The organism is Streptomyces sp. NBC_01788, from assembly GCF_035917575.1.
Taxonomy (GTDB): domain Bacteria; phylum Actinomycetota; class Actinomycetes; order Streptomycetales; family Streptomycetaceae; genus Streptomyces.
Genome location: NZ_CP109090.1, coordinates 7,115,374 through 7,139,589, shown reverse-complemented (window position 1 = coordinate 7,139,589; position 24,216 = coordinate 7,115,374). Strand labels below are relative to the sequence as shown.

Sequence of the window (24,216 nt, the reverse complement as noted above, 5' to 3'; positions counted from 1 at the left end):
GTCACCTCCGGGTCGCCGTGCGCCGGACCCACAGATTGATGAGGACGGCGCCGAGCAGCATCACGCCGAGGAAGGCCTTGAACCAGTCGGGGTTCCAGCCCGCGTAGACGATGCCCTGGTTCACCATGCCGAACATGAAGGCGCCGAAGACGGGGCCGACGGCGGAGCCGTAGCCGCCGGTGAGCAGGCAGCCGCCGATCACGGCGGCGGCGATGTAGATGAGCTCCTGGCCCACGCCCTCGCCGGACTGCACGGTGTTGAACGAGAACAGCTGGTGCATGCCCGCGAACCAGGCGCCGAAGCCGACCAGCATGAACAGGGTGATCTTGGTGAAGGTGACGGGCACGCCGACCGCGCGGGCACTGTCCTTGTTGCCGCCGACCGCGAAGATCCAGTTGCCGTACTTGGTGCGCAGCAGGACCCAGGTGGCCAGTGCGGCGAAGACCAGCCACCACACCACGGTGATCTTCACCTGGACGCCGCCGACGTCGAAGGACGAGGCGAAGACGGCCTTGGCCTGCTCGAAGCCGTCCATGTTGCTGATGTCGTCGGTGGCCACGTTGCCGGTGACCAGTTTGGTGACGGCGAGATTGACTCCCTGGAGGATCAGGAAGGTGCCGAGGGTGACCAGGAAGCTCGGCAGGCCGGTCTTGACCAGCAGCCAGCCGTTGAAGGCGCCGACGCCCAGGGACACCGCCAGGGCGACGATCACCCCCGCCCACACGTTCATGGTGAGCTGGTAGCTGAGCATGCTCGCGGTGAGCGCCGAGGTGATCACGGCGACGCCGGAGGAGAGGTCGAACTCCCCGCCGATCATCAGCAGGGCCACCGGCAGGGCCATGATGCCGATGGTCGACGACTGGTACAGGACCGTCGCCATGGAGCCGCCCTGGCGGACCGAGGGCGCGGCGACGAGGAAGAACACGAGCACGGCGACGGCGCCGAGGAAGACCCCGACCTCCGGGCGGGCCAGCAGCCGCAGCGCCAGCGGACGCCGTACGGTGCGGCCGTCGGTCTGCCGGGAGCCGGGAGCCGGCGGTGCGCTCACCGCCGGCGCGGCCTGAGGGGTCATGTCACTCACCGGGTGCCCTTCGCGGCGAACCCCGCGATCTGCTCCACGTTGGACTTGTCGACGAAGGCCGGTCCGGTGAGCACCGGCTGCTCACCGCCGCCGCTGTAGTTGCCGTTGTTCTTGTACAGCCACAGACCGTCCACGGCCAGGTAGCCCTGGAGGTAGGGCTGCTGGTCGACGGCGAACTCGATGTCGCCCTTCTTGACGGAGCCGGCCAGCTCCTTGTTGAGGTCGAAGGTGGCGACCTTGGCCTTGCTGCCCGCGTCGCCCACCGACTGCACCGCCGTCATCGCGATCGGGGCGCCGAGGGTGACGACGTGGTCGACGGCGCCGCTCTGCTTGAGCTTGGCGGTGATGGTGGACTTCACCGACGGCATGTCCGCGCCGTTGACGTAGAGGTTCTCGACGGAGCCCTGGAAGGTCTTCTTCACGCCGTCGCAGCGCTGGGTCAGGCCGACGTTGCCCTGCTCGTGGATCACGCAGACGGCCTTCTTGGCGCCGACCTCGTTCAGCTTCTTGCCGAACGCCTCGCCCGCCACCGACTCGTCCTGGCCGAAGAACTCCAGCAGGTTGAGCTTCTTCCAGTCGTTCAGGCCGGAGTTGAGTCCGACCACGGGTATGCCGGCCTGCTCGGCCTTGGCCAGCACGCCCCGCATCGCGTCCGGCTTGGCGAGGGTGACGGCGATGCCGTCGACCTTCTGGTCGATCGCGTTCTGGACGAGGTTGGCCTGGCTGCCGGCGCTCGGGTCGGCGGAGTAGACGAGCTTGATGTTGTCCTTGGCGGCGGCCGCCTCCGCGCCCTTGCGGACGATGTCCCAGAAGGTGTCACCGGGCGCCTGGTGGGTGACCAGGGCGACCGTCATCCGGGGCGTGTTGGCCTTGCCCGCGCCGCTGCCGCCGTCCCCGCCGTCCTCGGCCTGCTTTCCGCCCGAGCTGCTGGAGCAGCCGGCGAGGGCCAGGGCCGCCACCGCGGTCACGGCCACAAGGGGGGCGACTCCGCGGAAGCGGCGAGAAGAGCGGTCCATCTTTCCTGCACCTCACTGTGGCTGGGGAAAAGCTCGGGTCGAACTCTGGGAACTCGTGGAAACCCGGGGGAAGTCCGGCGTTGGGACCGGATCCAATCCCGTGGCGGGCCCGCTGTCAATACTTTGTCAAGACATCTGTTCTACGACCTAGTCCGAATGTAAGAACAAAGTCTTGACAGTGCGGCCCTCCGGGTCCTACATCTGGGAGGGCGGCAGGCCCGGGCTCCGCGTCCCCCGTCACAGGGGCCCCCGGATCCGCACCCCAGCCCAGCTCGAGGAGCGTCGCGCATGGCAGAGCCCGTTGAGTCCGCTGAGTCCGCCCAGGCCTTCGACCTGATCACCATGGGACGCATCGGAGTCGATCTCTACCCCCTGCAGTCCGGCGTACCTCTGGCGCGCGTGGAGACCTTCGGCAAGTACCTCGGCGGTTCCGCGGCCAACGTGGCCGTCGCCGCGGCCCGGCTCGGCCGCTCCACCGCGGTGATCACCCGCACCGGCGACGACCCGTTCGGCGCGTATCTGCACGAGGCGCTGAAGGGCTTCGGCGTCGACGACCGCTGGGTCACGCCGGTCGCCGCGTACCCGACCCCGGTGACCTTCTGCGAGATCTTCCCGCCGGACGACTTCCCCCTGTACTTCTACCGCCGCCCCAAGGCCCCCGACCTGGAGATCCACACCGGCGAACTGGACCTCCCGGCCATCCGCGCGGCCCGGATCTTCTGGGTCACCGGCACCGGTCTGAGCGAGGAGCCGAGCCGCTCCGCCACGCTCGCCGCCCTGGCCGCGCGTGACAAGGCGGGCACCACCGTCTTCGACCTCGACTGGCGCCCCATGTTCTGGCCGGATCCCGTCCAGGCCCGCCGGTATTACGCCGAGGCACTGCGGCACGCCACCGTGGCGGTCGGCAACGTCGACGAGTGCGAGATCGCCACCGGCGTACGCGAGCCGGAGGCGTGCGCCGAGGCGCTGCTTGCGGCCGGTGTGGAACTGGCCGTCGTCAAGCAGGGCCCCAAGGGTGTCCTCGCGGTGCACCGGGACGGCAGCCGGGCCGAGGTCCCGCCGGTACCCGTCGAGGTCGTCAACGGTCTCGGCGCGGGCGACGCGTTCGGCGGCTCGCTCTGCCACGGACTGCTGTCCGGCTGGGACCTGACGACGACCATGCGGTACGCCAACGCGGCCGGCGCCCTCGTCGCCTCCCGCCTCGCCTGCTCCTCCGCGATGCCCACCCGTGCGGAGGTCGACGACCTCCTCGCGCGAGCCACTGCCTGAACGGAGCCTCCTCTTGAGCCTCAGCATCCCCGACCTGACCGCGGTCCGCGCCCGGCACCCCGAGGCCGTCGCGGAGGCCGCCGCGCGCCGGGTGCGCCGCCCGCTGCTCGGCGACAGCGGCCGGCTGATGATCGTGGCTGCCGACCACCCCGCGCGCGGAGCGCTCGGCGTCGGAGGCCGCCAACTCGCCATGGCCAACCGGGCCGAACTGCTCGAACGCCTGTGCGTCGCACTGTCGCGGCCCGGCGTCGACGGGGTACTCGCCACCGCCGACGTCCTGGAGGACCTGCTGCTGCTCGGGATGCTCGACGGCAAGGTCGTCATGGGCTCGATGAACCGCGGCGGCCTGTCCGGCGCCTCCTTCGAGATGGACGACCGCTTCACCGGGCACCGCCCCCGCGACATCGCCCGGTTCCGCTTCGACGCGGGCAAGCTGCTGCTGCGCATCGACTACGACGACCCCGGCTCACTGAGCACCATGGAGTCCACCGCGCGGGCCGTCGACGAGATGGCGGAACTGCGCCTGCCCGTCTTCGTCGAGCCGTTCATCGCGCGCCGCTCCGGCGGCAGGGTCGCCAACGACCTGTCCGCCGAGGCCGTCACCCGCTCCATCGCCATAGCGTCCGGCCTGGGCGGCACCTCCGCCTACACCTGGCTGAAACTGCCCGTCACCGAGGACCCGGACGACATGGCCGAGGTCCTGCGGACCTCCACGCTCCCGGCCGTGCTGCTCGGCGGCGAGATCGGCGACGACCAGGAGGGCGCCTACGAACGCTGGCGCAAGGCGCTCAGGCTCCCCACCGTGCAGGGCATGGTCGTCGGCCGGTCGCTGCTGTACCCGGCCACGGGCAGTGTGGAGGACGCGGTCGACACGGCGGTGAGCCTGCTGTGACCGGTACCTTCCGAAGCGGTCCCGCCCCTTCTCGTCCGTAACCCGCCGCGCTCCAGCCGCGACAAGGAGGCATTTCGTGACCAGCCCGCACCACCTCCCCGCCGGAAAGGCCGCCGATGGGCCCTACGTGGTGGACGTGAGCCCGGAGTCCGCCGGCTGGGGCCACTCCAGCCTGCGCGTCCTGGAACTGCCGCCGGGCGGCTCGCAGGCCTTCGACACCGGCGACAGCGAGTGGATCGTGCTGCCGCTCGCCGGTGGCTGCGCGGTCGTGACCGACGGCGACCTCGACAGTGACACGTTCCAACTCACCGGCCGGGACAGTGTGTTCAGCGGCGTGAGCGACTTCGCGTACGTACCGCGCGACGCCCGCGCGACCGTCTCGTCCACCGGCGGCGGACGGTTCGCGCTCACCGGCGCCCGCTGCACCCGGCGCCTGCCCGCCCGCTACGGTCCGGCCTCCGGCGTACCGGTGGAGCTGCGCGGCACCGGCAACTGCTCCCGCCAGGTCAACAACTTCGGCGCGGCCGGCGTCTTCGAGTGCGACAAGCTGATCGCCGTGGAGGTGATCACCCCCGGCGGCAACTGGTCCTCCTTCCCGCCGCACAAGCACGACGAGCACCGGCCGGGCGAGGAGTCGGTCCTGGAGGAGGTCTACTACTTCGAGTTCGCCGCCCACGACGGCACCCCCGGCCTCGGCTACCAGCGGGTCTCCCCGTCCGGTCCCGGCCGGGAGACGGACGTGCTCGCCGAGGTGCGCGGCGGCGACGTGGTCCTGATCCCGGACGGCTGGCACGGGCCGTCGATGGCCGTGCCCGGCCACCACATGTACTACCTCAACGTCATGGCCGGCCCGGACGACGAGCGCGCCTGGCTGATCTGCGACCACCCCGACCACACGTGGATCCGCGGCACCTGGCCCGGACAGCCCGTCGACCCCCGCCTGCCCCTGTACACCGCCCCTTCCCCGTGAGGTCACGATGACCCATTCCACGATCCGCCTCACCGCGGCCCAGGCGCTGGTGCGGTTCCTCGCCGCCCAGTACACCGAGCGGGACGGCGTACGGCACCGGCTGATCGCCGGCACCTGGGGCATCTTCGGCCACGGCAACGTGGCCGGCCTCGGGCAGGCGCTGATGGAGGCCGGCGAGGACGTCATGCCGTACCACCAGGGCCGCAACGAGCAGGCCATGGTGCACGCGGCGGTCGGGTACGCCCGGCAGCGCGGCCGGCTGTCCACCCAGGCGGTCACGACGTCCATCGGCCCCGGCGCCACCAACCTCGTCACGGGTGCGGCCCTGGCCACGGTCAACCGCCTCCCGGTGCTCCTGCTCCCCGGCGACTACTTCGCCTCGCACGCCGCCGACCCGCTGCTCCAGCAGCTGGAGCACCCCGTCGAGGCGGACGTGTCGGTCAACGACACCCTGCGCCCGGTCTCCCGCTGGTTCGACCGGATCACCCGGCCCGAGGCCCTGATCCCCTCCGCCCTGAACGCCATGCGGGTGCTCACCGACCCGGCCGAGACCGGGGCGGTCACCCTCGCCCTGCCGCAGGACGTGCAGGCGGAGGCCTTCGACTGGCCCGAGGAGTTCTTCGCCGAGCGGGTGTGGCGGGTCCGGCGTCCCGCCCCGGACCCGGCCGAACTCGCCGACGCCGTACGGGCCGTGCGCTCCGCCCGGCGCCCGCTGGTCGTCGCGGGCGGCGGCGTCCACCACAGCGGGGCCGAGGACGCGCTGAAGGCGTTCGCCGACGCCACCGGCATCCCGGTCGCCTCCACCCAGGCGGGCAAGGGCTCGCTGCGCCACGACCACCCGGCCGACCTCGGCGGCATCGGCCACACCGGCACGGCCGTCAGTGACGACCTGGCCCGCACCGCGGACCTCGTCATCGGCGTCGGCACCCGCTACACCGACTTCACCACGGCCTCCGGGACGCTCTTCCAGAACCCCGAGGTCCGTTTCGTCAACCTCAACGTGACCGCGTTCGACGCCCACAAGCTGGCGGCCACCACCCTCGTCTGCGACGCGCGCACCGGTCTCACGGCGCTCACGGAGGCACTGGCCGGACACCGGGTGGACGCCGCGTACGAGGCCGGATACCGCGCCGGCAAGGAGCGCTGGGAGCGGGTGGTCGATGCGGCGTTCGGCGCCGAGGACGACAGTGCCGTGCCTACCCAGAGCCAGGTGCTGGGCGCCCTGGACGCGGTCGTGGGCGACGACGACGTGGTGATCAACGCGGCCGGCTCCCTCCCGGGTGACCTGCACAAACTGTGGCGGGCCCGCTCTCCGCGCCAGTACCACCTGGAGTACGGCTACTCCTGCATGGGCTACGAGATCCCGGCCGCGATCGGCGTGCAGCAGGCCGCGCCCGACACTCCGGTGTGGGCGCTGGTCGGCGACGGCACCTATCTGATGATGCCGACGGAGATCGTCACCGCCGTCCAGGAGGGCCTGCCCGTGAACGTGGTGCTGGTGCAGAACCACGGGTACGCCTCCATCGGCGGGCTGTCGGAGTCGGTGGGCGCCGAACGCTACGGCACCGCCTACCGCTACCGCGCCGCCGACGGCTCCTTCACCGGGGCTCCCCTCCCCGTGGACCTCGCCGCCAACGCCGCCAGCCTCGGCATGGAGGTGCTGCGCGCCAAGACGGTCGGCGAGCTGCGCGGGGCGCTCGGCGCGGCCCGCGCCTCCGACCGCCCGACGTGCGTCTACGTCGAGACCGACGTCGAGCGTCCCGCCCCGGCCGCTCCCCCGGCCGAGGCCTGGTGGGACGTGCCGGTGGCCGAGGTGGCCGCGCGCGAGCCCGCCGTCCGGGCCCGCGCGCGCTACGACCGCGAGGCGGCCGCCCGCCGCCGTCATCTGTGACCGTCCCGGCCGGGGCCGCACGCGCCCGTGTCCCAGCAGACCCGACCCGAAGGGGGTGACGTCGTGGCGACGACCGGTGACCGGTCCCGTCCCGGGACCGTCTGCGCGCTCGATTCACTGGACTTCGCCCTGGACCGGGGCAGTCCGGTGCCGCTGTACCACCAGTTCGCCCAGCAGTTGGAGGCCGCGATCGAACGCGGGCTCCTCATCCCGGGGAACCTCCTCGGCAACGAGATCGACCTGTCCACGCGCCTGGGCCTGTCCCGCCCCACGGTCCGTCAGGCCATCCAGTCCCTGGTCGACAAGGGCCTGCTGGTGCGGCGGCGGGGGGTGGGCACCCAGGTGGTGCACAGCCGGGTCAAACGCCCCCTGGAGCTGAGCAGCCTCTACGACGACCTGGAGACGGCCGGGCAGGCCCCCACCACGCGCGTACTGCGCAACGAGCGGGTGCCCGCGACCGCCGAGGTGGCCGCGGCGCTCGGCCTCGCGGAGGGCGCCGAGGTGACGGTGCTGGAACGGCTGCGGTTCACGCACGGCCGGCCGGTGGCGTACCTGTGCAACCACCTGCCGGCGGCCCTGCTCGAACCGGCCACCGCCCGGCTGGAGTCGACGGGCCTGTACCGCGTGATGCGCTCGGCGGGCATCACCCTGCACAGCGCCCGCCAGACCATCGGCGCCCGCACGGCAACCACCGAGGAGGCCCTCCTCCTCGACGAACACCCGGGCGCCGCCCTGCTCACCATGCACCGCACGGCCTACGACGACACGGGCCGAGCGGTCGAGTACGCCCACCACGTCTACCGCGCGTCCCGCTACACCTTCGACTTCGAACTGCTGGTGAGATCGTGAGGGGCCGCGGCCACGGGTTGCGGGCGGAGACCACGTCCCGTCGGCATCAGACGTAGCCGAGATCGACCGGTCGGACCGGCGCCCCGCGCCCGCGGACGTCGGCAAGCAGTGCGGGCAGTTGGGGCGGCCACAGCGGCTCGGTGTCACCGGACAGCTCCTCCGGCGACCACCAGCGCCACCGGAGGATCTTGTCCGCGGCATGCGCGGCGGCGAGATCACCGACCGGGTCCCGGCGGGGGCCGTGCGCGAGAAAGACGTGCTCGTGCTGGCGAACGGGAACGCCGGCCCGGGTGAAGTCGTGCTCCCAGAGGCACAGCAGGGTGCCGTCCAACTCGATGTCGGTCCACCCGGTCTCTTCGCGCAACTCGCGCTCGACGGCCTGCAGCGGTGTCTCGCCCGGTTCCATCCCGCCGCCGGGCATAGCCCAGTGGACACCGACTTCGTCATTGTCATACCGGAACATGAAGACCGACCCGGTCGGATCGAGGACCGCGACTCTGGCTGCTCGTCTGGGGACCCGCATCGGATCATCCTGCCAGGGCGGCACGCTTGACGCACAGAAATGATCAAAGGGGCTGCCCGAAGGGCGCGAGGCGCCCGTTCCCCGGGATGCCGGTGACCCGTACAGGCGAGTTGAATGGAAGGCAGGCCACCACTACGCCCCCGGGGGTGAGACAGACGAGTGCGAACCCTGCGTCCGACGTCGCCGGGCGACTGCCGAGCGACGGAGCGGCAATGGTGCTGGACGACCACGGGACCATGCGGGCGTGCACGCCCGCAGCCGAGGAACTGCTCGGCGCGAGGGTCGGAGAGCTGATCGGCAAGCCCTTCGCCGACCTGCTCGCCGAACCCTGCGAGGGACTGCTTCCTCCCGACGGCCCGGCGACGCTGCGCCACCGCGGCGGCCGGTTGGTGGAGGTCCGGCTGGATGTGCTGCCACTGAACGGCGGTCCCCAGGCTCTCTTCCTGATCTGGGCGGGACCGGTGACGACGGCCGCGAACCGGGAGCGGGCGGAGCGCGGACTGGCTCTCCTCCACGGGGCGGAGAAGCTGCTGCTGGGTTCGCTGGACATCGTCCGTACCGCCGAGGGGCTCGCCAGGGTGCTGGTGCCGGAGTACGCCGATCTGGCGGCGGTGGATCTGGCGGAGGCGGCCCTGGTGGGCGAGGAGCCCGGTGATTACTCGCTCGGGGCTCCGCTGCGGCGGATCGCGGTGGCCGCCGGGAGCGGCGCCTGGCCGGCCGAACTGCTCCCGGTCGGGGCCTCGCTCCGAGCCCGGGAGCCGGAGAAGGAGCACGTCTACCGTGGCTCCGCGCTGGCCGTGCCGGACCTGTCCGAGCTGCGGATCGCGCTGGCGGACGACACCGAGGGTCGCCGCAAGGTACTGCCCGACGCCGCGAAGTCCCTGTTGCTGATGCCGCTGCGGGCTCGCGGGCTGCTGCTGGGAGCAGTGGTGCTGTGGCGCTGCGGTGACCGGACCCGTTTCGACCAGGACGACGTGGAGCTGAGCTCGCGGATCGGCTCCCGGGCCGCGATCAGCCTGGACAACGCACGGCGATACGCTCGCGAGCACCGTACTGCGGAGGCCCTGCAGCGCAGTCTGCTGCCGCAGGCGGTCGTCGAGGTGAGCGCGGCGGACACGGCCGGCTCCTACGTACCGGCCGGCACCACGACGGGGATCGGCGGGACCTGGTTCGACGTGATCCCGCTGTCCTCCTGCCGGGTCGCCTTCGTCGTCGGCGACGTGACGGGGCACGGCGTGGAGGCAGCCGCCGCGATGGGACGGCTGCGGACGGCGGTGCAGACCCTCTCCGACATGGACCTGCCGCCCGAGGAACTGCTGGCCCACCTCGACGACCTGGTCGTCCGGCTGTCGGCGGCGGAGGCCGCCTCTCCGGGGTCGGATCGCGGGCAGGGCACCGTCCTGGGGTCCACATGTGTGTACGCGGTGTACGACCCGACCACCGGGGTGTGCACGATCGCCAGTGCCGGCCACCCGCCGCCGGTGCTGTCCTTCCCCGGGCGGCCGGGGGCCGACTTCGCGGCGGTCAGGCCGGGGCCGCCGCTCGGGGTGGGCGGTCTGCTCTTCGAACCGGCGGAGTTGACGATGGAGCCGGGTGCGTTGCTCGCCTTCTGCACCGGCAAGCTGCTGGCGAACGGCGGGGACGGCGCCGAAAAGCGGCTGTGGCAACTCCGCGAGCAGGTGGACGCCGCCGTGCAGGAGGACCGGCCACCGGCGGAGACCGGGCGCACCGTGCTGCGGCATCTGCTGCCCGAGGCGCCCGACCATGACGTGGCCCTGCTGATGGCCCGACTGCACGTCCTGCCCCCGGACCGCACCGCGACCTGGGAGCTCCCGGCCGATCCGGAGGCGGTGGGCCGGGCCCGGGAGATGGTGACGGCACAGCTGGAAACCTGGCAGCTGCAGGACCTCGCGTTCACCACCGAGCTGATCGCCAGTGAGCTGGTGACCAACTCCATCCGGTACGCGGGCGGCCCCGTGGGCCTGCGGCTGATCAAGGACCAGGTGCTGATCTGCGAGGTCTCCGACCCGAGCCAGACCCAGCCCAGGCTGCGCCGGGCCCGGCTGACCGACGAAGGCGGCCGCGGACTGTTCCTGATCGCCCAGTTGTCGCAACGCTGGGGAAGCCGCTACACCCACCACGGCAAGACCATCTGGACCGAACAGCCACTGCCCGCCGGCTGACGCGCCGGGGAACGGCGGATCCTGCGGCGGGAGCCCGCGAAGACGGCTTTACGGTGATAAAAGGCACACCCCGACCGCCGGACACGAAGCCGATCGGCACCACGAAAGCCCAGGTGGAACGCACATCTGAGACCTCCGCCGAACCCGAAGCGGTTCACGGAGATCACTTTGTTAGGCGTTCTAACATTACTGACAGGCCCCACGACAGGGCGCCCACTGTGCACGGCCTCCCCATTCCTTCGGGTCGAGGCCGCAGGTGTCCGCGCACGCCGACGCCCGACCGAACTCGTCTCCGACAGGAGGAGGACCGTATGCCCGAAGCCGCAGACACGTCCCGCCCCGGGGGCGAGCCGCCGAAGGCCCCCATCGAACGCCGCCACCTCGGCGGCACCGAACGGCGGCGCCACGGCCAGGAGGCCGAGAACCGCCCTCCCGTCTCCCGCCAGGAACTCAGCAAGGCCCCCGCGGAGCTCATCGAGGAGCCCGGCCCCAGGGTCAACTGGCGCGTCTTCGTCATCGCCTCGGCTGTGATCGTCGCCTTCTCCCTCTGGGCGATGCTCGTGCCCACGCACGCCGCCGGCACCATGCAGACCATGGTGGCCTGGATCTCGGAGAACCTCGGCTGGTTCTACGTCCTGACCGTCACCGTGGTGATCGTGTTCGTCCTCTGGGTCGCGCTGTCCAAAGAGGGCTCCGTCCGGCTCGGTCCCGACCACTCCCGGCCGCAGTACAAGCTCTTCACCTGGGTGGCCATGCTGTTCGCCGCCGGCGTGGGCATCGACATGCTGTTCTACTCCGTCACCGGGCCCATCACCCAGTACATGGCTCCGCCGACGGGCGAGGGCCGGACAGGCGCGGCCGCCCAGGACGCCGTGGTCTGGACCATGTTCCACTACGGCGTGGCCGGCTGGTCCATGTACGCGCTGCTCGGCATGGCCATGGGCTACTTCGCCTACCGCTGGGGCATGCCGCTGTCCATCCGGGCCGCCCTGTACCCCCTGCTCGGCAAGCGCGTCCGCGGCGGGATCGGCGACACGATCGACATCGTCACCCTGGTCGGCACCGTCTTCGGCGTCGCCACCTCCATGGGCATCGGCGTCGTGCTGCTGGACGTCGGCTTCGCCTCGCTGTTCGGCCTCCATGAGGGCCTGTCCCTGCAGATCGCGCTGGTCGTCGTGGCCGTGATCATGACCATCGCCGCCTGCACCTCGGGGGTGAACAAGGGGATCCGGCTGATCTCCGAGCTGAACATCTGGAGCGCGGCGGCCATGCTGCTCTACATCCTGGTGACCGGAAAGTCGGCGTTCCTGCTCAACGCGCTGGTGGAGAACATCGGCCGGTTCGTCTTCTCGCTGCCGGACCGAACCCTGCAGACCCTCGCCTACCAGGACGGGGGCTCCAAGTGGATGGCCGGCTGGACCCTGTTCTTCTGGGCCTTCTGGCTGGCCTGGGGCCCGTTCGTGGGCCTGTTCCTCGCCCGCATCTCCCGCGGCCGCACCCTGCGCGAGTTCGTCATCGCCGCCATCACCGCCCCGGTGCTCTGCGACTTCCTGATCGTGAGCATCTTCGGCAACAGCGCCATGTACCAGGTCATGCACGGGAACACGAAGTTCGCCCAGCTGGCCATGCACAGCCCGGAGGAGGGCTGGTACGCGCTGCTGAGGATGTTCCCCGGCGCCGGCTTCCTCATCGGCCTCGGCACGCTGTCCGGATTGCTGTTCTACCTCACCAGCGCCAACTCCGGCGCCATGGTGATGTCCAACTTCTCCTCCTCGATCCCCAACCCGTCGCAGGACGGGGCGAAGTGGCTGCGCGTCTTCTGGGCAGTGCTCACCGCGGTGCTGACCATCGCGATGCTGGTGGCCGGCGGGGTCACCACCATGGAGTACGCGACGCTCATTTTCGCCCTGCCGGTGACGGTCATCGCCTGGCTGGTGATGGCCTCGTTCTCCAAGGTCCTGCGCATGGAGCGGGCCGAGCGCGAGGGCCGGGTCCTGCGCCGGCAGTCGACGGCGACGCACGGTGGCCACGTGCCCGAGCGCACCTGGCGCCAGCGGCTGGAGCGGATGCGCTCCTACCCCTCGAAGAAGCAGGTGGCCCAGTTCATGGAGCGCGCCGTGCAACCGGCGCTGGCCGATGTGGTCCGCGAATTCGGGAAGCAGGGCTGCCAGGCCACGCTGGACCTGGTCCCCGACGAGCACACCGGCATCTCCAGCCACGCGCTGGTGGTCGCGATGCCCGAGCACCGCGACTTCCACTACCAGGTGCAGGCCGTCGAGGCCCCGATGCCGATGTTCGGCGGACGCATGTCCAGCCAGACGGACGTCTACTACCGGGTCGAGGTGTTCACCCAGACCGGCTCCGAGGGCTACGACCTCATGGGCCTGTCCCACCAGCAGGTGATCGACGACGTCCTGGACCGCTACGAGGCGCACCTGAGCTTCCTCACCTACTCCGCCGAGCACGACTACGCCTCGGTGCTCACGCCGCCGGTCGTGACCGCCGCGGGCACCGTCCCGGTGGTGGAGCCGGTGGAGCCGCAGGACGACTCCGGTGCGGAGACAGTGGGCAGCGGGCCGAAGGCGTAGGCGCCGTTCGGCCCCGGTCCCCAGCCGGCCCTCAGGAATGATCAAGGGCCGGTTTCGGATGCCTCCGAAACCGGCCCTGATCTGCGACTGTCTCCAGTCGGGACGACAGGATTTGAACCTGCGACCCCTTGACTCCCAGGAGTAGGGGTCAAGGGTATTTTCTGGATATAGCAGACTTAATCAGGGCGGATAGTGTGCGTAGGAGGCTCCGTCGTGCACCATCGCGCACACCGTGTGGTCCCCAACTGGTCCTCAAGCCGGCCCCGTAGAACCCTCCGATAGGACTCCGCCCTCGCCGCGCTCGCGCCAGGCTGGCGCCACCGCTCCACCGGCCGCTCGCTCACCCGCGCAGCGGCCTCGACTTCGCGATTCGCCGTCGTGTCCACGCCGCAACGGCAGCCTGCAAACCAGGGCCGCTCCCGCGCGGCCCTCTCGGCGCCGATCTACCCACCACCCTGCGCGCATCTCAATCCCCTTGAGCTACCGGAGCCAGCAGACCGTCGCCCGGGCGCACGGGTCTGCTCCCGATAGGTGAGCTCATTCAACGCGGAGCGCCCCTTGCCCGTGAATCGCGGACGCGCCATTCGGGATCCGATGTTGGGACGTCGAGCTGCCGGTCGACGTCGGCCCCGATCGCATCGAGGGTGGCCGCGAGGCGTTCGAGTGACCGGGCCAGGAGCCGGGGCCCACGCTGCCAGCCCCTGGAGCCGAAGACTTCCCACACCGGCTCGGTGAGCTCGACCAGCAGCTCGGCCTTCCGGTCGTCCTGGCGCTCGGAGACCACCACCGCGCGGGCGTGCGTCACGTAGGTACCGATCATCGTGCGCAGAACCTCCGCCGGCCAGGTCGGCGCGTAGCTCTCCAGGTTGTCGACCATGGTCGACTCGTCGAGCTGCGCCATCCACCGAGCCCGCTCCACCTCACACGGTCACGCATCACGTCTGCCCACCCCGGATCGTCGACGGTGGATTCCTCCACCGCACGCAGCCGGGCCGCCGCTGAGACGATCCTGAGCATCGACGCCAGAACCCTGTCCCGGGCCTGATGGAGCACGCCGATCCGCCGCTTGCCGGCCGTAACCAGCGATATCGCCAGCGCGAGCCCCAACGTCTCCAGCGTCCCCGGTTCGGTCGGCATGCCCCACCCTTCCCCGGCGCACTCCAGCAGCGCAGCGTGCGGCGGACGTCTGTCACCCCGTGCCTTCAGCCGCCCCTGGTACCCCACCTACAGTTCGTACGTGCCGGAGGAGTATGGCTCCTGGTCGACCGTCTACGGCGCGTGCCAGCGCTGGGTGGCGGCCGGGACCTTCCGGACGCTGATGGACGGGATGATCGCCGAGGCCGCGGCCCGCGGGCAGGCCGACCTCGATCTGGTCAGTGTGGACTCCACGGTCTCGCGCGCCCACCACCACGCGGCCGGGATGGTGGTCGACCCCGAACTCCTGGAGGACCTGGAGAAGGCCGTTGTCGAGGAAAAGGGGCTCCTGGAAAGGGGCAAAGCGACCCGATAGACCAGCCCGGCGAGGGGGACGATCAGGTGGCGCGCGAGGAACGCCGCCGCACACGCCGACGTCGCAGAGCCCGGCTCCGCGCGGCCGAACTGGGCCGCTCCCGCGGCGGTCTGACCACCAAGATCCACCTCTCGGCCGACCGCCGGTGCCGGCCGCTGTCGTTCGTCGTCACTCCGGGGCAGGCAGCCGACAGCCCCCGCTTCGTCCCGGTTCTGGAGGGCATCAAAGTCTGCGGCACTCTCGGCCGCCCGCGCACACGGCCAGGCGCGGTCGCCGCCGACAAGGCGTTGCTGGGCGATCGACCATCCCGTCCACGATGTGTTCCCCGGCCTGCCGCGGCAGAAGTGGAAGCGCCGCTCGTGCGGCCAGGGAGCGCACGGCCCGCGGATCTATGACTGGGCACGTGTGGAGGTCAGGCCCTGGCACCGCGAAGACCGCCGACACTGGGTCCTCGCCCGCCGCAGCGTCAGCCGCCCGCAAGAGAACTCCTACTACATCGCCTACTGCCCAGCCAACACCACCCTGGACGAACTCATCCGCATCGCGGGCACCCGGTGGGCCATCGAGGAATGCTTCCAGACCGCCAAGCAGGAGTGCGGCCTGAATGACTACCAGGTGCGGCGTTACCCCGGCCGGCACCGCCACGTGACCCTGGCCATGGCCGCCCACGCATGCCTGACCGTCCTTCGCGCCCACGCCCTCGATGCCGGGAAAGCAGAAACGGATCCTCCCCGCTCATCCACCTCAGCCTCGCCGAGATCCGACGTCTGATAACCCGTCTCACCGACCGCCGCCCGGCATCCGTCGACCACATCCTGCACTGGTCACACTGGCGCCGAAGACGACAACACCAAGCCCGCCTCAGTCACTGCACACGCCGCGGACACAGCCCCTGACTGGCCAGCCATCAGCACGAACACCGTTGCAGTACTAACAAGAAGTAAGCGCGGGGGGATGCGCGGCCGCGCACGGAGAGGGGCCCAGCCCCCGATCAATCACCTGCGCTCCGACGGGAGGGGAGCCGACCGGGGTCTCCTTTTCCTGAGGGTTCAGGTGCTGAGGTAAGCGATTTTGGGCAGGGACGGTGATCCGCGCGTCGTCGCGGGCGGCGGGGAGGAGGACACCTGCAGCGCCCTCGGCCGGTGGAAGCCGATGCCGAGTGGGAGCCGTCAGTGACGGTCAGCCGGGGACCGGCGAGGCCTGCGCGCGGTTCCGGGCTTTGACCGCCGTGTGCGACGCGGATCCGGCAGGGCCGAACTTCAGTGCGTGGTGGCGGCACCGGCTCCCCGAACTCCGCGACGCCGGGACCTTGGACCGCCCCGCCGGCCCGAGCGCGGTACACCGATTCGGGATGCGTCTTGAAGCCGGCACCCGCACCATGCCGGGGATGCGACTCATCCACAACTTCGATCCCGATGGCGCCGGTTGGCCCACCACCGCCACCCTGGCCATCGCTACCGCCGGCTGACGGGGTCGCCTCGACCGCGACAGTCCCGTCCACGGACTCGATTCCTGGTCCCCGCCCCAACCGCCTGGCCACCCTGGGGACATAAGGAACGAGTCTCGGACAGCCGTTGACCCCGATGACGCACCGCCTCCCCGCCTGAACGCGGGACCACCCGCACGGCGAGGCCTTGGAACGCGTACGAGACCCCGTACATCTCCGGCAGGACGAAACGGCACCCGGCCGAGCACCGGCCCACCGGCCCCGGGCGCAACCACTCCGGGCCGCGCCAGGCCCAGTCGCAGATGTCCTCGATCAGGCACAGGAATCGCGAGAAGCCGACACCGACCACGGCGGCGACCGCATCGCGTGCGCGGCGACCCGCAGGATGCAGCCGAGCTCAGGAAGCACGGCGTAAGGGTGACCTCGGTGCCGGTTCCGAAGCCGCCCCGGTCGTCACGGTGATCGTCGTGGCCTCAGGCTTCCGCCTCCTCGGGAGCGGTCACCACCCGGTGAGCAGCAGATGGTTGAGGAGGAGGGCGAGCAGCGCCTGGGCGGTGAGCCAGGCGTGGGCGGAAGCCCCGCCTGTTCGAGTGGAACCGAGAGCTTGGGGGCGGGTGAGGAACGCGCACGCAGGAAGCAGCCACATTGCGAAGGGCAGCCAGATGCGTTCCGTCTCCGCCTTGCTCATGCCGGACACGTCGGCGACCAGCAGGGCGAGGAGGGCGGCGGACACGAGGAGTGCGAGGCGGGCCTCGGCTGCCTGGCCGGGGACGTCGCCGCGGCGCCGGACGAGCACCGCACCGGCCCGCCGCAGGCCCGCCGCCGTCGCCAGGCCCGTGATGAGTACCGAGCAGGCGAGGTTGGCCCACACCCAGTAGCCGTAGGGACGGACACCGCCGGCGCCCTGGTAGTAGCGCGTGACCAGCAGCTGGTACGCCTCCCACCAGCTGAACCCGGCGAGCGTGAACACCGTCGGGACCACCGCCAGTCCGGCGATCAGAGGCACCAGCAGAGCGGGGCGCCCCCGGATTCCTGGTCGGCCGAGCACCAGCACCGTCGCCGCCATCAGTGCTACGAGCGTGAGACCGTACGACAGGTAGCAGGTCAGGCCGAGCAGCAGCCCGGACGCCCCCGCCCACCACAGAGACCGTCCGGTGACCGCCAGTGCCAGCAGCGCCACTGCCCACGCGGCCACCGCCGCGAAGTACGCGTCGGCCGAGGTGCCCATCCACACGGCGGCCGGGGCCAGGGCGAGGAAGGGCGCCGCCCCTCGCGCGAGTGACTCGTCGGCCAGGGCGCGGACCGTGACCAGCACAGCCACGCAGGCCGTCGCCCCGACGGTGATGCACCACACCCCGGCCCAGCCCCCGCCCCGCAGCCCGACCCGGTCGAGCAGGACGAAGGTGAGCGTGGACGCGGGTGGGTGGCCGGCGACATGGGCGGGCCAGTTGTCGGGGGAGCCGAGCAGGATGTGCTGGGTGAAGCCCCGCAGCGCCGCCGGGATGTCATGGAAGCGGTCGATGACCTGGAGGTACTCGTGGCGGGTGGTGAGCCGGGCGGCGATGCCCCGCTGCCAGCCGTCGATCAGGGCCAGGGAGTAGGTCCAGGCCATGGCCGTGCCCCACGTCAGGGGAAGCAGGGCCCGCCAGGGGAGACGGGCCGCGAGGGAGGGGCCGTACGCCACTGCGGCGATCGCCACCAGGACGGCCACCGGGGTGCCAGGGCCGAGGTGGGGTTCCCATGACGCCAGCAACGGGGGCCAGTTGACGAACAACGTCCGGCGGGTCCCCTGGATGTGGCGGCCGACCAGCACGGCCGTCGTCACGAGCAGCACGGCGGCCCCGGCTGCGTACAGGTCACGGCTCCGGCCACGCGGTGCGCCGGAGCGCGCGGCGCCGCGCTCGGTGGAGGGCAGGGTACGGATCACACCGGAACGCTAGGCCGCGCGGCCGGTCACGGACCGCTGTCCGGGCCCGATGTCAGCGTTTCGTCATGGGTTGCGCGCCCTTTCGCGGGGTGCTTCCGGCCTACCGTCGGGACATGCGCGACCCCGATGCCTCACGGCTTCCCTCCTCGCCCGGCTTCTGGCGCAGCCCCCTGCGCGGCCCCTGGTTCACCTCGGTGCTGGGCCTTGTCCTGCTCGTCGGCATCACGGTGCTGTTCGTGACGGGCCTGGTCTCATACGCCGCCTACAACCCCGGTCTGTCGCCGGTGAACGACAAGACACCGGACAAGGGAATCCTCGGCTTCTACCTCTTTGCCTGGCCGACGAACCCGCCCTGGCTGTACCGGCTCAACCAGGGCGTCCACGTCACCTTCGGCATCACCCTGATCCCTGTCCTGCTCGCCAAGCTGTGGTCCGTGGTGCCGAGGCTGTTCGCGCTGCCGCCGGCCCGCTCGCTCGCGCACGCCCTGGAACGGATCTCGCTGCTGCTCCTGGTGGGCGGCGCACTGTTCGAGTTCGTGACCGGTGTGCTCAACGTCCAGCTCGACTACGTCTTCCCCGGCTCCTTCTACCCGCTGCACTTCTACGGAGCGTGGGTGTTCTTCGCCGCGTTCGCCGCCCATGCCCTGCTGAAGACGCCCACGGCGCTGCGCAATCTGCGGCACCTGCGGGAGGACACGAACGACTGTGAGGATGATCTGGCACCGCTCGGCGGCCTGACTCACCGAACGATTGACGCTTTGGGCTGTCCTTTCCAGGAATCGTCGGCCGGCTGGGCGGTGCCGCTCTGCACGCGGCCGGTCGAGCGCCTGTGACCTCATAGGAGCCCGGCCAAAGGTCCCATCACAGTCTTGTCCTGACGCCCGACCGGCCCGTGCGATCCCTCGCGCATCGCACGGAAGGACAGCAGTACCCAGGATGGCAGATCAGATCGCGGTGGTCGGCGGCGTGGACACCCACACCGACTTCCACCAGGCGGCGGTGATTGACACCATTGGCCGGCAGCTGGCCACCGCTTCGTTCCCCACTACCCCCGACGGTTACCGCCGCCTGCTGGAGTGGATGCGCTTGCACGGTGACGTACTCGCCGTCGGGGTTGAGGGGACCGGCGCCTACGGTTCCGAGCTCGCTCGGTTCCTTCGGGCGAACGAGGTGACCGTGGTCGACGTCGACCGCCCTGACCGCAAGGCCCGGCGGCTCAATGGCAAGTCCGACCCCGTCGATGCCTACGCCGCCGCGACCGCCGTCCTGTCCGGCCGCGCGCACGGCCGGCCGAAGACCCGCGACGGCATCGTGGAGGCCATCCGGTCCCTGCGGGTGGTCCGCCGCTCGGCCATCAAGTCCCGCACCCAGACGATCAACCAGATCCGCACGCTCATCGTCTCCGCCCCCGCCGAGGTACGGGAGCGCCTGCGCGGCCTGCCCACCTACCAGTTGATTGCGCAGCTTGCCCGTTCTCGCCCCGGCGCGGACCTCGCCGACCCGACCTGCGCAGTGCGAACCGCACTGCGGCGTCTGGCCCGCCGCTACCAGAACCTCACCGAGGAGATAGCCGAGGCCGACGCCGAACTCGCCCCCTTGGTCGCGCAAGCGGCTCCCGGGCTGGTGGATTTGATCGGTGTGGGCACCGAGACTGCCGCTCAACTCCTGATCACCGCAGGTGACAATCCTGACCGGCTGAAGTCCGAAGCTGCCTTCGCCCACCTCTGCGGGGCAGCCCCCATCTCCGCCAGTTCCGGCCGGACCAACCGCCACCGCCTCAACCGCGGCGGCGACCGCCAGGCCAACCATGCCCTCCACACGATCGCCCTCGTGCGGATGCGCTACGACCCCCGCACCCGGCTCTACGTCGCGCGACGCACTACCGAAGGGATGTCCAAGAAGGACATCTTCCGCTGCCTCAAACGCTTCATCGCGCGAGAGGTCTACAAGCACCTGACCAGCATGAATATCCCACAGCCCAACCTCCTACAGGCCGCTTGACGATCTATAGGAGCTTCCTGGTATCCCCGCGCCCCGCCGAGCCGACCGTCTCCCGGAGGGCTGCCCTGTGGTTCGTCGGGGGCGGCTCTCTGCTGCTGTTCGCCACCACGGTGGGGCGGAGCTTCGACGGGCTGCTGCGGCGCACCGCCCTCCTCGCACCGCACGGCGGTGGCGATCCCGGCAGCGGCCCGAACGGCTTCCAGATCAACAAGACCGCCGCGTACGCCGGGATCGACGCGGCGGAGACGGGCGAGGACGCCTGGCGGCTCGTCGTCACGGGGCGTACGGGGACCGTTCGCCTCCGCCGGGACGAGCTGCTCCGGCTTCCCCTGTACAGCGCGGCATTGCCCATCGCCTGCGTGGAGGGCTGGTCGACGTCGGACCAGTGGTGGCGCGGGGTGCGGCTGCGTGACCTCGCGGCGCTCGTCGGGTACGACGACCCGCCGGACGTGTTCGTCGAGTCCCTCCAGCGGAGCGGCGCCTTCCGGAAGGCCGCCCTGCGTGCCAACCAGGTGGCAGACTCGCGTTCCCTGCTCGCCCTGTATGTCAACGGCGAGGAACTGTCCCCCGACCACGGCCACCCGGCGCGCGTCATCGTGCCCGCCGCGCCCGGTGTGCTCAACACCAAGTGGGTGGCCCGGATGACGTTCGGAGACCTGTGATGCTTCCCCGGCTCTCCCCGCTCCCCCGGCTTCCCCGCGTTCCGCTCGGCGGCGGCCCCCTGCAACTCCTGCTGCTTGCCTGCTCATTCGCGCTTGCCGCCTACGCGGGTGTGCGGCTACTCGCGGGCGACTGGTACGGAGTGGTGCTGTGGTTCGTGGGGGTGGCGCTGCTGCACGACCTCGTACTGCTGCCGCTGTACGCGGTCGCGGATCGGGCGGTCGTCCGGGGACTCGGCGCGGTCCGACGCCGGAAGTGGGTGCCGTACGTGCGCGTACCGGCAACCCTCTCCGGGTTGCTCCTTCTCGTGTGGTTCCCGCTGATCAGCGGCATGATGGAGCGGCGCTACCGGCTCGCCACCGGGCTACCGGCGGACGTGTTCCTCGCCCGCTGGCTGCTGATCAGCGCCGTCCTCTTCGGCGGCTCGGCGCTGCTGCTGGCGCTGCGGCTGCGCAGGGCGGCGAAGCAGCGTCCGCCGACTGTCCACTGACCGGCCGGCTCCCAGCCCTGTGCGTACCGGAGCAGCGCCCGCGTGCCGAGCCGCGCCCAGGGGAAGGGTGCGTCGGTTCCACCGGCGTCTGTGAGGCCGACGATCTCCACCTGGGCGCGTTCGTCGACGTCCACCGGGGCGGTCTCGGCGATCAGCAGGCCGCCGGGGCGCAGGAGCCCGGCCACCCGGTCCAGGAGCGCACACGGATCACCGCCGATGCCGACGTTGCCGTCCATGAGCAGGACGGTGTCCCAGCGCCCCTCGCCGGGCAGCGGCTCGAAGACCGAGCGTCGCAGCGCCCGGCCCCCGAGTCGCACGGTGTGGTCCACCGCGGCCGCGCTGACGTCGATACCGAGGACGGCCCGGCCCCGGGCGGCGAGTTCCGCCACCAGGCGCCCGGGCCCGCATCCCACGTCCAGCACGGTTCCGTCGCAGCGGTCCAGTACGTCCCGGTCGACCGCGTCGGCCCCGGCGCACCAGCGTTCCACCTCCAGCGGCAGCAGCCAGCCGTCGGCGCGACGTAGGAACAGCGGTCCCCGGCCGGCACGCAGGGCCGCGGCATACGGGTCGGCGGTCGCCCAGGGGAGGGCAGCGGTGGGCGGGGCGGTCACCGGCGTAGGGCCAGAGGCAAAGCCGACTCCGCGACGGGCCAGGAGTCTGGTGGGGAGTCCGGTCGGCCGGTGGGTGGAGAGGTCGGTCCGGAGTCCGGCTCCGTGGCCAGGGGCGAGTCTTCCCCCTCGACTGTCCGCCCATCCGGTCCCGCCACCGTCGTGCACCGGGCCAGCTGTGCCGCGAAGCAGCCGTGCGGGGCCAGGGCGGCGACGGCGTGGGCGTCGGCGGCGGTGTCGACGTCACGCAGGGATGGCAGGCCGCGCACCCGCAGGCCTGCGGCGAGGAGCCGGTCCCGTAGGACCGCTCCCGTCACCGAGGTCGACATGGGCACGCCGCGCATCAGGCCGGGATCGGGGCGCGCCAGGCCGAGCGCCCAGAAGCCGCCGTCCTCGGCCGGGCCGAAGTGGGCGTCGCAGTCGGTGAAGTCCACGGTGAGCAGTTCCGGCGTCACCTGCGGGGTGTCCATGCCGATGAGCAGGGCCGGGCCGTGGCAGCGCGCGAAGGCGTCCGCCAGCCGCTCGTCGAGACCGCCCGTGCACTGCGGGACGACGTCGAAGCCGGGCGGCAGCCAGGGGCCAGGGGCGCCGTCGAGGACGAGGAAGCGCCGCGAGGCGGGCGTGACCGCCACGGCGTGCAAGGTGTCCGCGAGGGCCGCCTCCGCCAGCCGAGCCGCCTGACCTGGCGTGAACGGCGGGGTGAGCCGGGTCTTGACCCGGCCGGGCCGCGGCTCCTTGGCGATGACGAGCAGCGTGGTCAACGGATGGTTCCTCCTCCGTGCGCTGGGGTTTCGCTCAACACCCGGCTCATGTCCCGTACCGCCTGCCAGGTGCCGCGCCAGGTGCCCGTCACCTTCGAGGCTCCCGTGCGCGGCAGATACGGCACGTCGTGCTCGGCGATCCGCCAGCCGGCGTCGGCCGCGCGCACGACCATCTGAAGCGGATAGCCGCTGCGCCGGTCGGTGAGGCCGAGGGCGAGCAGGTGCTCGCGGCGGGCGGCGCGCAGGGGACCGAGGTCGTGCAGCCGCAGCCCGGTGCGGCGGCGCAGCATCCGCGCGAGCGCCAGATTGCCGACGCGGGCATGCGCGGGCCACGCGCCCCGGCCCCGCGGACGCCGTCGGCCGAGCACCAGGTCGGCCTCGCCGTCCCGGACCTCACGGACGAAGGGGACCAGGAGCGACGGGTCGAGGGAGGCGTCGGCGTCGCAGAAGCAGACCACGTCGGCGGTGGCGGCGGTGAGCCCGGCATGGCAGGCGGCGCCGAAACCCCGGCGCGGCTCATGCACGACGGTCGCGCCGCACGCGCGGGCGACCTCCGCCGAGCCGTCGGTGGAACCGTTGTCGACGACGAGCGCGCGCCAGCCCGGCGGGATCTGTTCGAGCACCCAGGGAAGGGCCTCGGCCTCGTTCAGGCAGGGCAGCACCACGTCGACGTCCGAAGGAGTCCTCGTCACGGGTCTCACCCTACGAATGCGAATCAGGGCATACCGGACGCACGCTCCTTACGAAACGCGGACGTCCAGGGCCGGGGCGGCGTCCGGGTGCGCCCCCCGGGACGGCGCGGTGCCAGGCTGGAGGAATGCTGCAACCGTACGAACGCCCGGGGGCGCCGGCCGCCGACGGGTCCCCCCGAATCCTGGTCGTCGACGACGATCCGACCGTCGCCGAGGTCGTCGCCGGGTATCTGGACCGCGCCGGTTACCTCGTCCACCGCGCCGACGACGGCCCGTCGGCCCTGAACCGGGCCGGCGCACACCGGCCGGACCTGGTCGTGCTCGATCTGATGCTGCCCGGCATGGACGGCCTGGAGGTGTGCCGGCGCCTGCGGGCCCACGGCCCGGTGCCAGTCATCATGCTCACCGCCCGCGGCGACGAGGACGACCGCATCCTGGGCCTGGAGGTCGGCGCCGACGACTACGTCACCAAACCCTTCAGCCCGCGCGAGCTGGTGCTGCGGGTGGAGTCGGTGCTGCGCCGCAGCGGGCCCGCCGCCGCAGGACACCGACTGGGGTCGGCCGGTCTGACCGTCGACCCGGCGGCCCGCCGGGCCACCAAGAACGGCACCGAACTCGCCCTCACCCTCCGGGAGTTCGACCTGCTCTCCTTCTTCCTGCGCCACCCGGGGCGGGCCTTCGGACGCGAGGACCTGATGCGCGAGGTGTGGGGCTGGGACTTCGGCGACCTGTCGACCGTCACGGTCCATGTCCGCCGACTGCGCGGCAAGGTGGAGGACGACCCGGCCCGGCCCCGCCTGATCCAGACCGTGTGGGGCGTGGGCTATCGCTTCGGCCCCACCGACGACGAGGACTGAC

Annotated in this window: 16 protein-coding genes and 6 pseudogenes; 13 read left to right on the top strand and 9 right to left on the bottom strand. The window is 71.4% G+C overall.

Annotated features, from left to right (window positions below):
- Position 1 precedes the first annotated feature (1 nt).
- A complete protein-coding gene (locus OIE49_RS31900) occupies positions 2 to 1,072 on the bottom strand; it encodes an ABC transporter permease (protein WP_100570329.1) in 1,071 nt (356 codons plus the stop codon).
- Between the two features lie 5 nt (positions 1,073 to 1,077).
- Positions 1,078 to 2,097 (bottom strand): sugar ABC transporter substrate-binding protein, encoded by a 1,020-nt coding sequence (locus tag OIE49_RS31895; protein WP_326805318.1) that lies wholly within the window; start codon positions 2,095 to 2,097, stop codon positions 1,078 to 1,080.
- A gap of 288 nt (positions 2,098 to 2,385) precedes the next feature.
- Between OIE49_RS31895 and iolC the strand changes: the two genes are divergently transcribed.
- The 5 genes from iolC to OIE49_RS31870 all read left to right on the top strand — a co-directional run bounded on the left by iolC (position 2,386) and on the right by OIE49_RS31870 (position 7,968).
- Positions 2,386 to 3,366 (top strand): 5-dehydro-2-deoxygluconokinase, encoded by a 981-nt coding sequence (gene iolC, locus OIE49_RS31890; RefSeq protein WP_326805317.1) that lies wholly within the window; start codon positions 2,386 to 2,388, stop codon positions 3,364 to 3,366.
- Positions 3,367 to 3,379: 13 nt separating this feature from the next.
- Complete coding sequence (locus OIE49_RS31885) at positions 3,380 to 4,258, top strand: Cgl0159 family (beta/alpha)8-fold protein (protein ID WP_326805316.1); 879 nt, start codon at positions 3,380 to 3,382, stop codon at positions 4,256 to 4,258.
- 76 nt (positions 4,259 to 4,334) lie between these two features.
- Positions 4,335 to 5,228 carry a 5-deoxy-glucuronate isomerase gene (iolB, locus tag OIE49_RS31880; RefSeq protein ID WP_326805315.1) on the top strand — a complete coding sequence of 298 codons (894 nt, stop codon included), beginning with the start codon at positions 4,335 to 4,337 and terminating at the stop codon, positions 5,226 to 5,228.
- A gap of 7 nt (positions 5,229 to 5,235) precedes the next feature.
- Positions 5,236 to 7,119: a 3D-(3,5/4)-trihydroxycyclohexane-1,2-dione acylhydrolase (decyclizing) gene (gene iolD, locus OIE49_RS31875; protein ID WP_326805314.1), complete on the top strand. Its 1,884-nt coding sequence runs from the start codon at positions 5,236 to 5,238 to the stop codon at positions 7,117 to 7,119.
- Positions 7,120 to 7,182: 63 nt separating this feature from the next.
- The gene (locus OIE49_RS31870) at positions 7,183 to 7,968 is read left to right on the top strand and encodes a GntR family transcriptional regulator (protein WP_326805313.1); all 786 of its coding nucleotides are present in this window, start codon (positions 7,183 to 7,185) and stop codon (positions 7,966 to 7,968) included.
- Between the two features lie 46 nt (positions 7,969 to 8,014).
- Here OIE49_RS31870 and OIE49_RS31865 read toward each other — a convergent pair whose 3' ends face one another.
- Complete coding sequence (locus tag OIE49_RS31865) at positions 8,015 to 8,491, bottom strand: NUDIX hydrolase (protein WP_326805312.1); 477 nt, start codon at positions 8,489 to 8,491, stop codon at positions 8,015 to 8,017.
- Between the two features lie 212 nt (positions 8,492 to 8,703).
- On the opposite strand from OIE49_RS31865, the gene OIE49_RS31860 reads away from it, so the two are divergent.
- On the top strand, positions 8,704 to 10,674 hold the full coding sequence (locus OIE49_RS31860) for an ATP-binding SpoIIE family protein phosphatase (RefSeq protein ID WP_326805311.1): 1,971 nt from the start codon (positions 8,704 to 8,706) through the stop codon (positions 10,672 to 10,674).
- Between the two features lie 311 nt (positions 10,675 to 10,985).
- Complete coding sequence (gene betT / locus OIE49_RS31855; protein ID WP_326805310.1) at positions 10,986 to 13,262, top strand: choline BCCT transporter BetT; 2,277 nt, start codon at positions 10,986 to 10,988, stop codon at positions 13,260 to 13,262.
- Between the two features lie 261 nt (positions 13,263 to 13,523).
- Here the strand turns inward: betT and OIE49_RS37230 are convergent.
- Both OIE49_RS37230 and OIE49_RS31850 read right to left on the bottom strand, forming a co-directional pair.
- Positions 13,524 to 13,705, bottom strand: a pseudogene (locus tag OIE49_RS37230) (IS630 family transposase); the annotation flags it as partial.
- A gap of 98 nt (positions 13,706 to 13,803) precedes the next feature.
- Positions 13,804 to 14,163, bottom strand: coding sequence for a hypothetical protein (locus OIE49_RS31850; protein WP_326805309.1), 360 nt, complete (start codon positions 14,161 to 14,163; stop codon positions 13,804 to 13,806).
- Positions 14,164 to 14,613: 450 nt separating this feature from the next.
- Here OIE49_RS31850 and OIE49_RS37225 point away from each other — a divergent pair.
- Positions 14,614 to 15,056 (top strand): annotated as a pseudogene (locus OIE49_RS37225) (hypothetical protein); the annotation flags it as partial.
- Between the two features lie 7 nt (positions 15,057 to 15,063).
- Positions 15,064 to 15,543: pseudogene (locus OIE49_RS31835) on the top strand (IS701 family transposase); the annotation flags it as partial.
- Between the two features lie 1,175 nt (positions 15,544 to 16,718).
- On the opposite strand, the gene OIE49_RS31830 reads toward OIE49_RS31835, so the two are convergent.
- Positions 16,719 to 18,146, bottom strand: a complete 1,428-nt coding sequence (locus OIE49_RS31830; protein ID WP_401740600.1) for a hypothetical protein — start codon at positions 18,144 to 18,146, stop codon at positions 16,719 to 16,721.
- A 113-nt stretch (positions 18,147 to 18,259) separates the two neighbouring features.
- Between OIE49_RS31830 and OIE49_RS31825 the strand changes: the two are divergent.
- The 3 genes and pseudogenes from OIE49_RS31825 to OIE49_RS31815 all read left to right on the top strand — a co-directional run.
- Positions 18,260 to 18,850 (top strand): annotated as a pseudogene (locus tag OIE49_RS31825) (molybdopterin-dependent oxidoreductase); the annotation flags it as partial.
- 232 nt (positions 18,851 to 19,082) lie between these two features.
- Positions 19,083 to 20,147, top strand: coding sequence for an IS110 family transposase (locus tag OIE49_RS31820; RefSeq protein WP_326805307.1), 1,065 nt, complete (start codon positions 19,083 to 19,085; stop codon positions 20,145 to 20,147).
- A gap of 14 nt (positions 20,148 to 20,161) precedes the next feature.
- A pseudogene (locus OIE49_RS31815) lies at positions 20,162 to 20,809 on the top strand (molybdopterin-dependent oxidoreductase); the annotation flags it as partial.
- Positions 20,810 to 21,152: 343 nt separating this feature from the next.
- Here the strand turns inward: OIE49_RS31815 and OIE49_RS31810 are convergent.
- The 3 genes and pseudogenes from OIE49_RS31810 to OIE49_RS31800 all read right to left on the bottom strand — a co-directional run bounded on the left by OIE49_RS31810 (position 21,153) and on the right by OIE49_RS31800 (position 23,358).
- A complete protein-coding gene (locus tag OIE49_RS31810) occupies positions 21,153 to 21,908 on the bottom strand; it encodes a class I SAM-dependent methyltransferase (RefSeq protein WP_326805306.1) in 756 nt (251 codons plus the stop codon).
- Positions 21,909 to 22,060: 152 nt separating this feature from the next.
- Positions 22,061 to 22,666: pseudogene (locus tag OIE49_RS31805) on the bottom strand (TIGR04282 family arsenosugar biosynthesis glycosyltransferase); the annotation flags it as partial.
- On the bottom strand, positions 22,663 to 23,358 hold the full coding sequence (locus tag OIE49_RS31800; protein ID WP_401740606.1) for a glycosyltransferase family 2 protein: 696 nt from the start codon (positions 23,356 to 23,358) through the stop codon (positions 22,663 to 22,665). The pseudogene OIE49_RS31805 and the gene OIE49_RS31800, both read right to left, overlap by 4 nt.
- A 125-nt stretch (positions 23,359 to 23,483) precedes the next feature.
- Here OIE49_RS31800 and OIE49_RS31795 point away from each other — a divergent pair, with 125 nt between their 5' ends.
- The gene (locus tag OIE49_RS31795) at positions 23,484 to 24,215 is read left to right on the top strand and encodes a response regulator transcription factor (protein WP_326805304.1); all 732 of its coding nucleotides are present in this window, start codon (positions 23,484 to 23,486) and stop codon (positions 24,213 to 24,215) included.
- Position 24,216 lies beyond the last annotated feature (1 nt).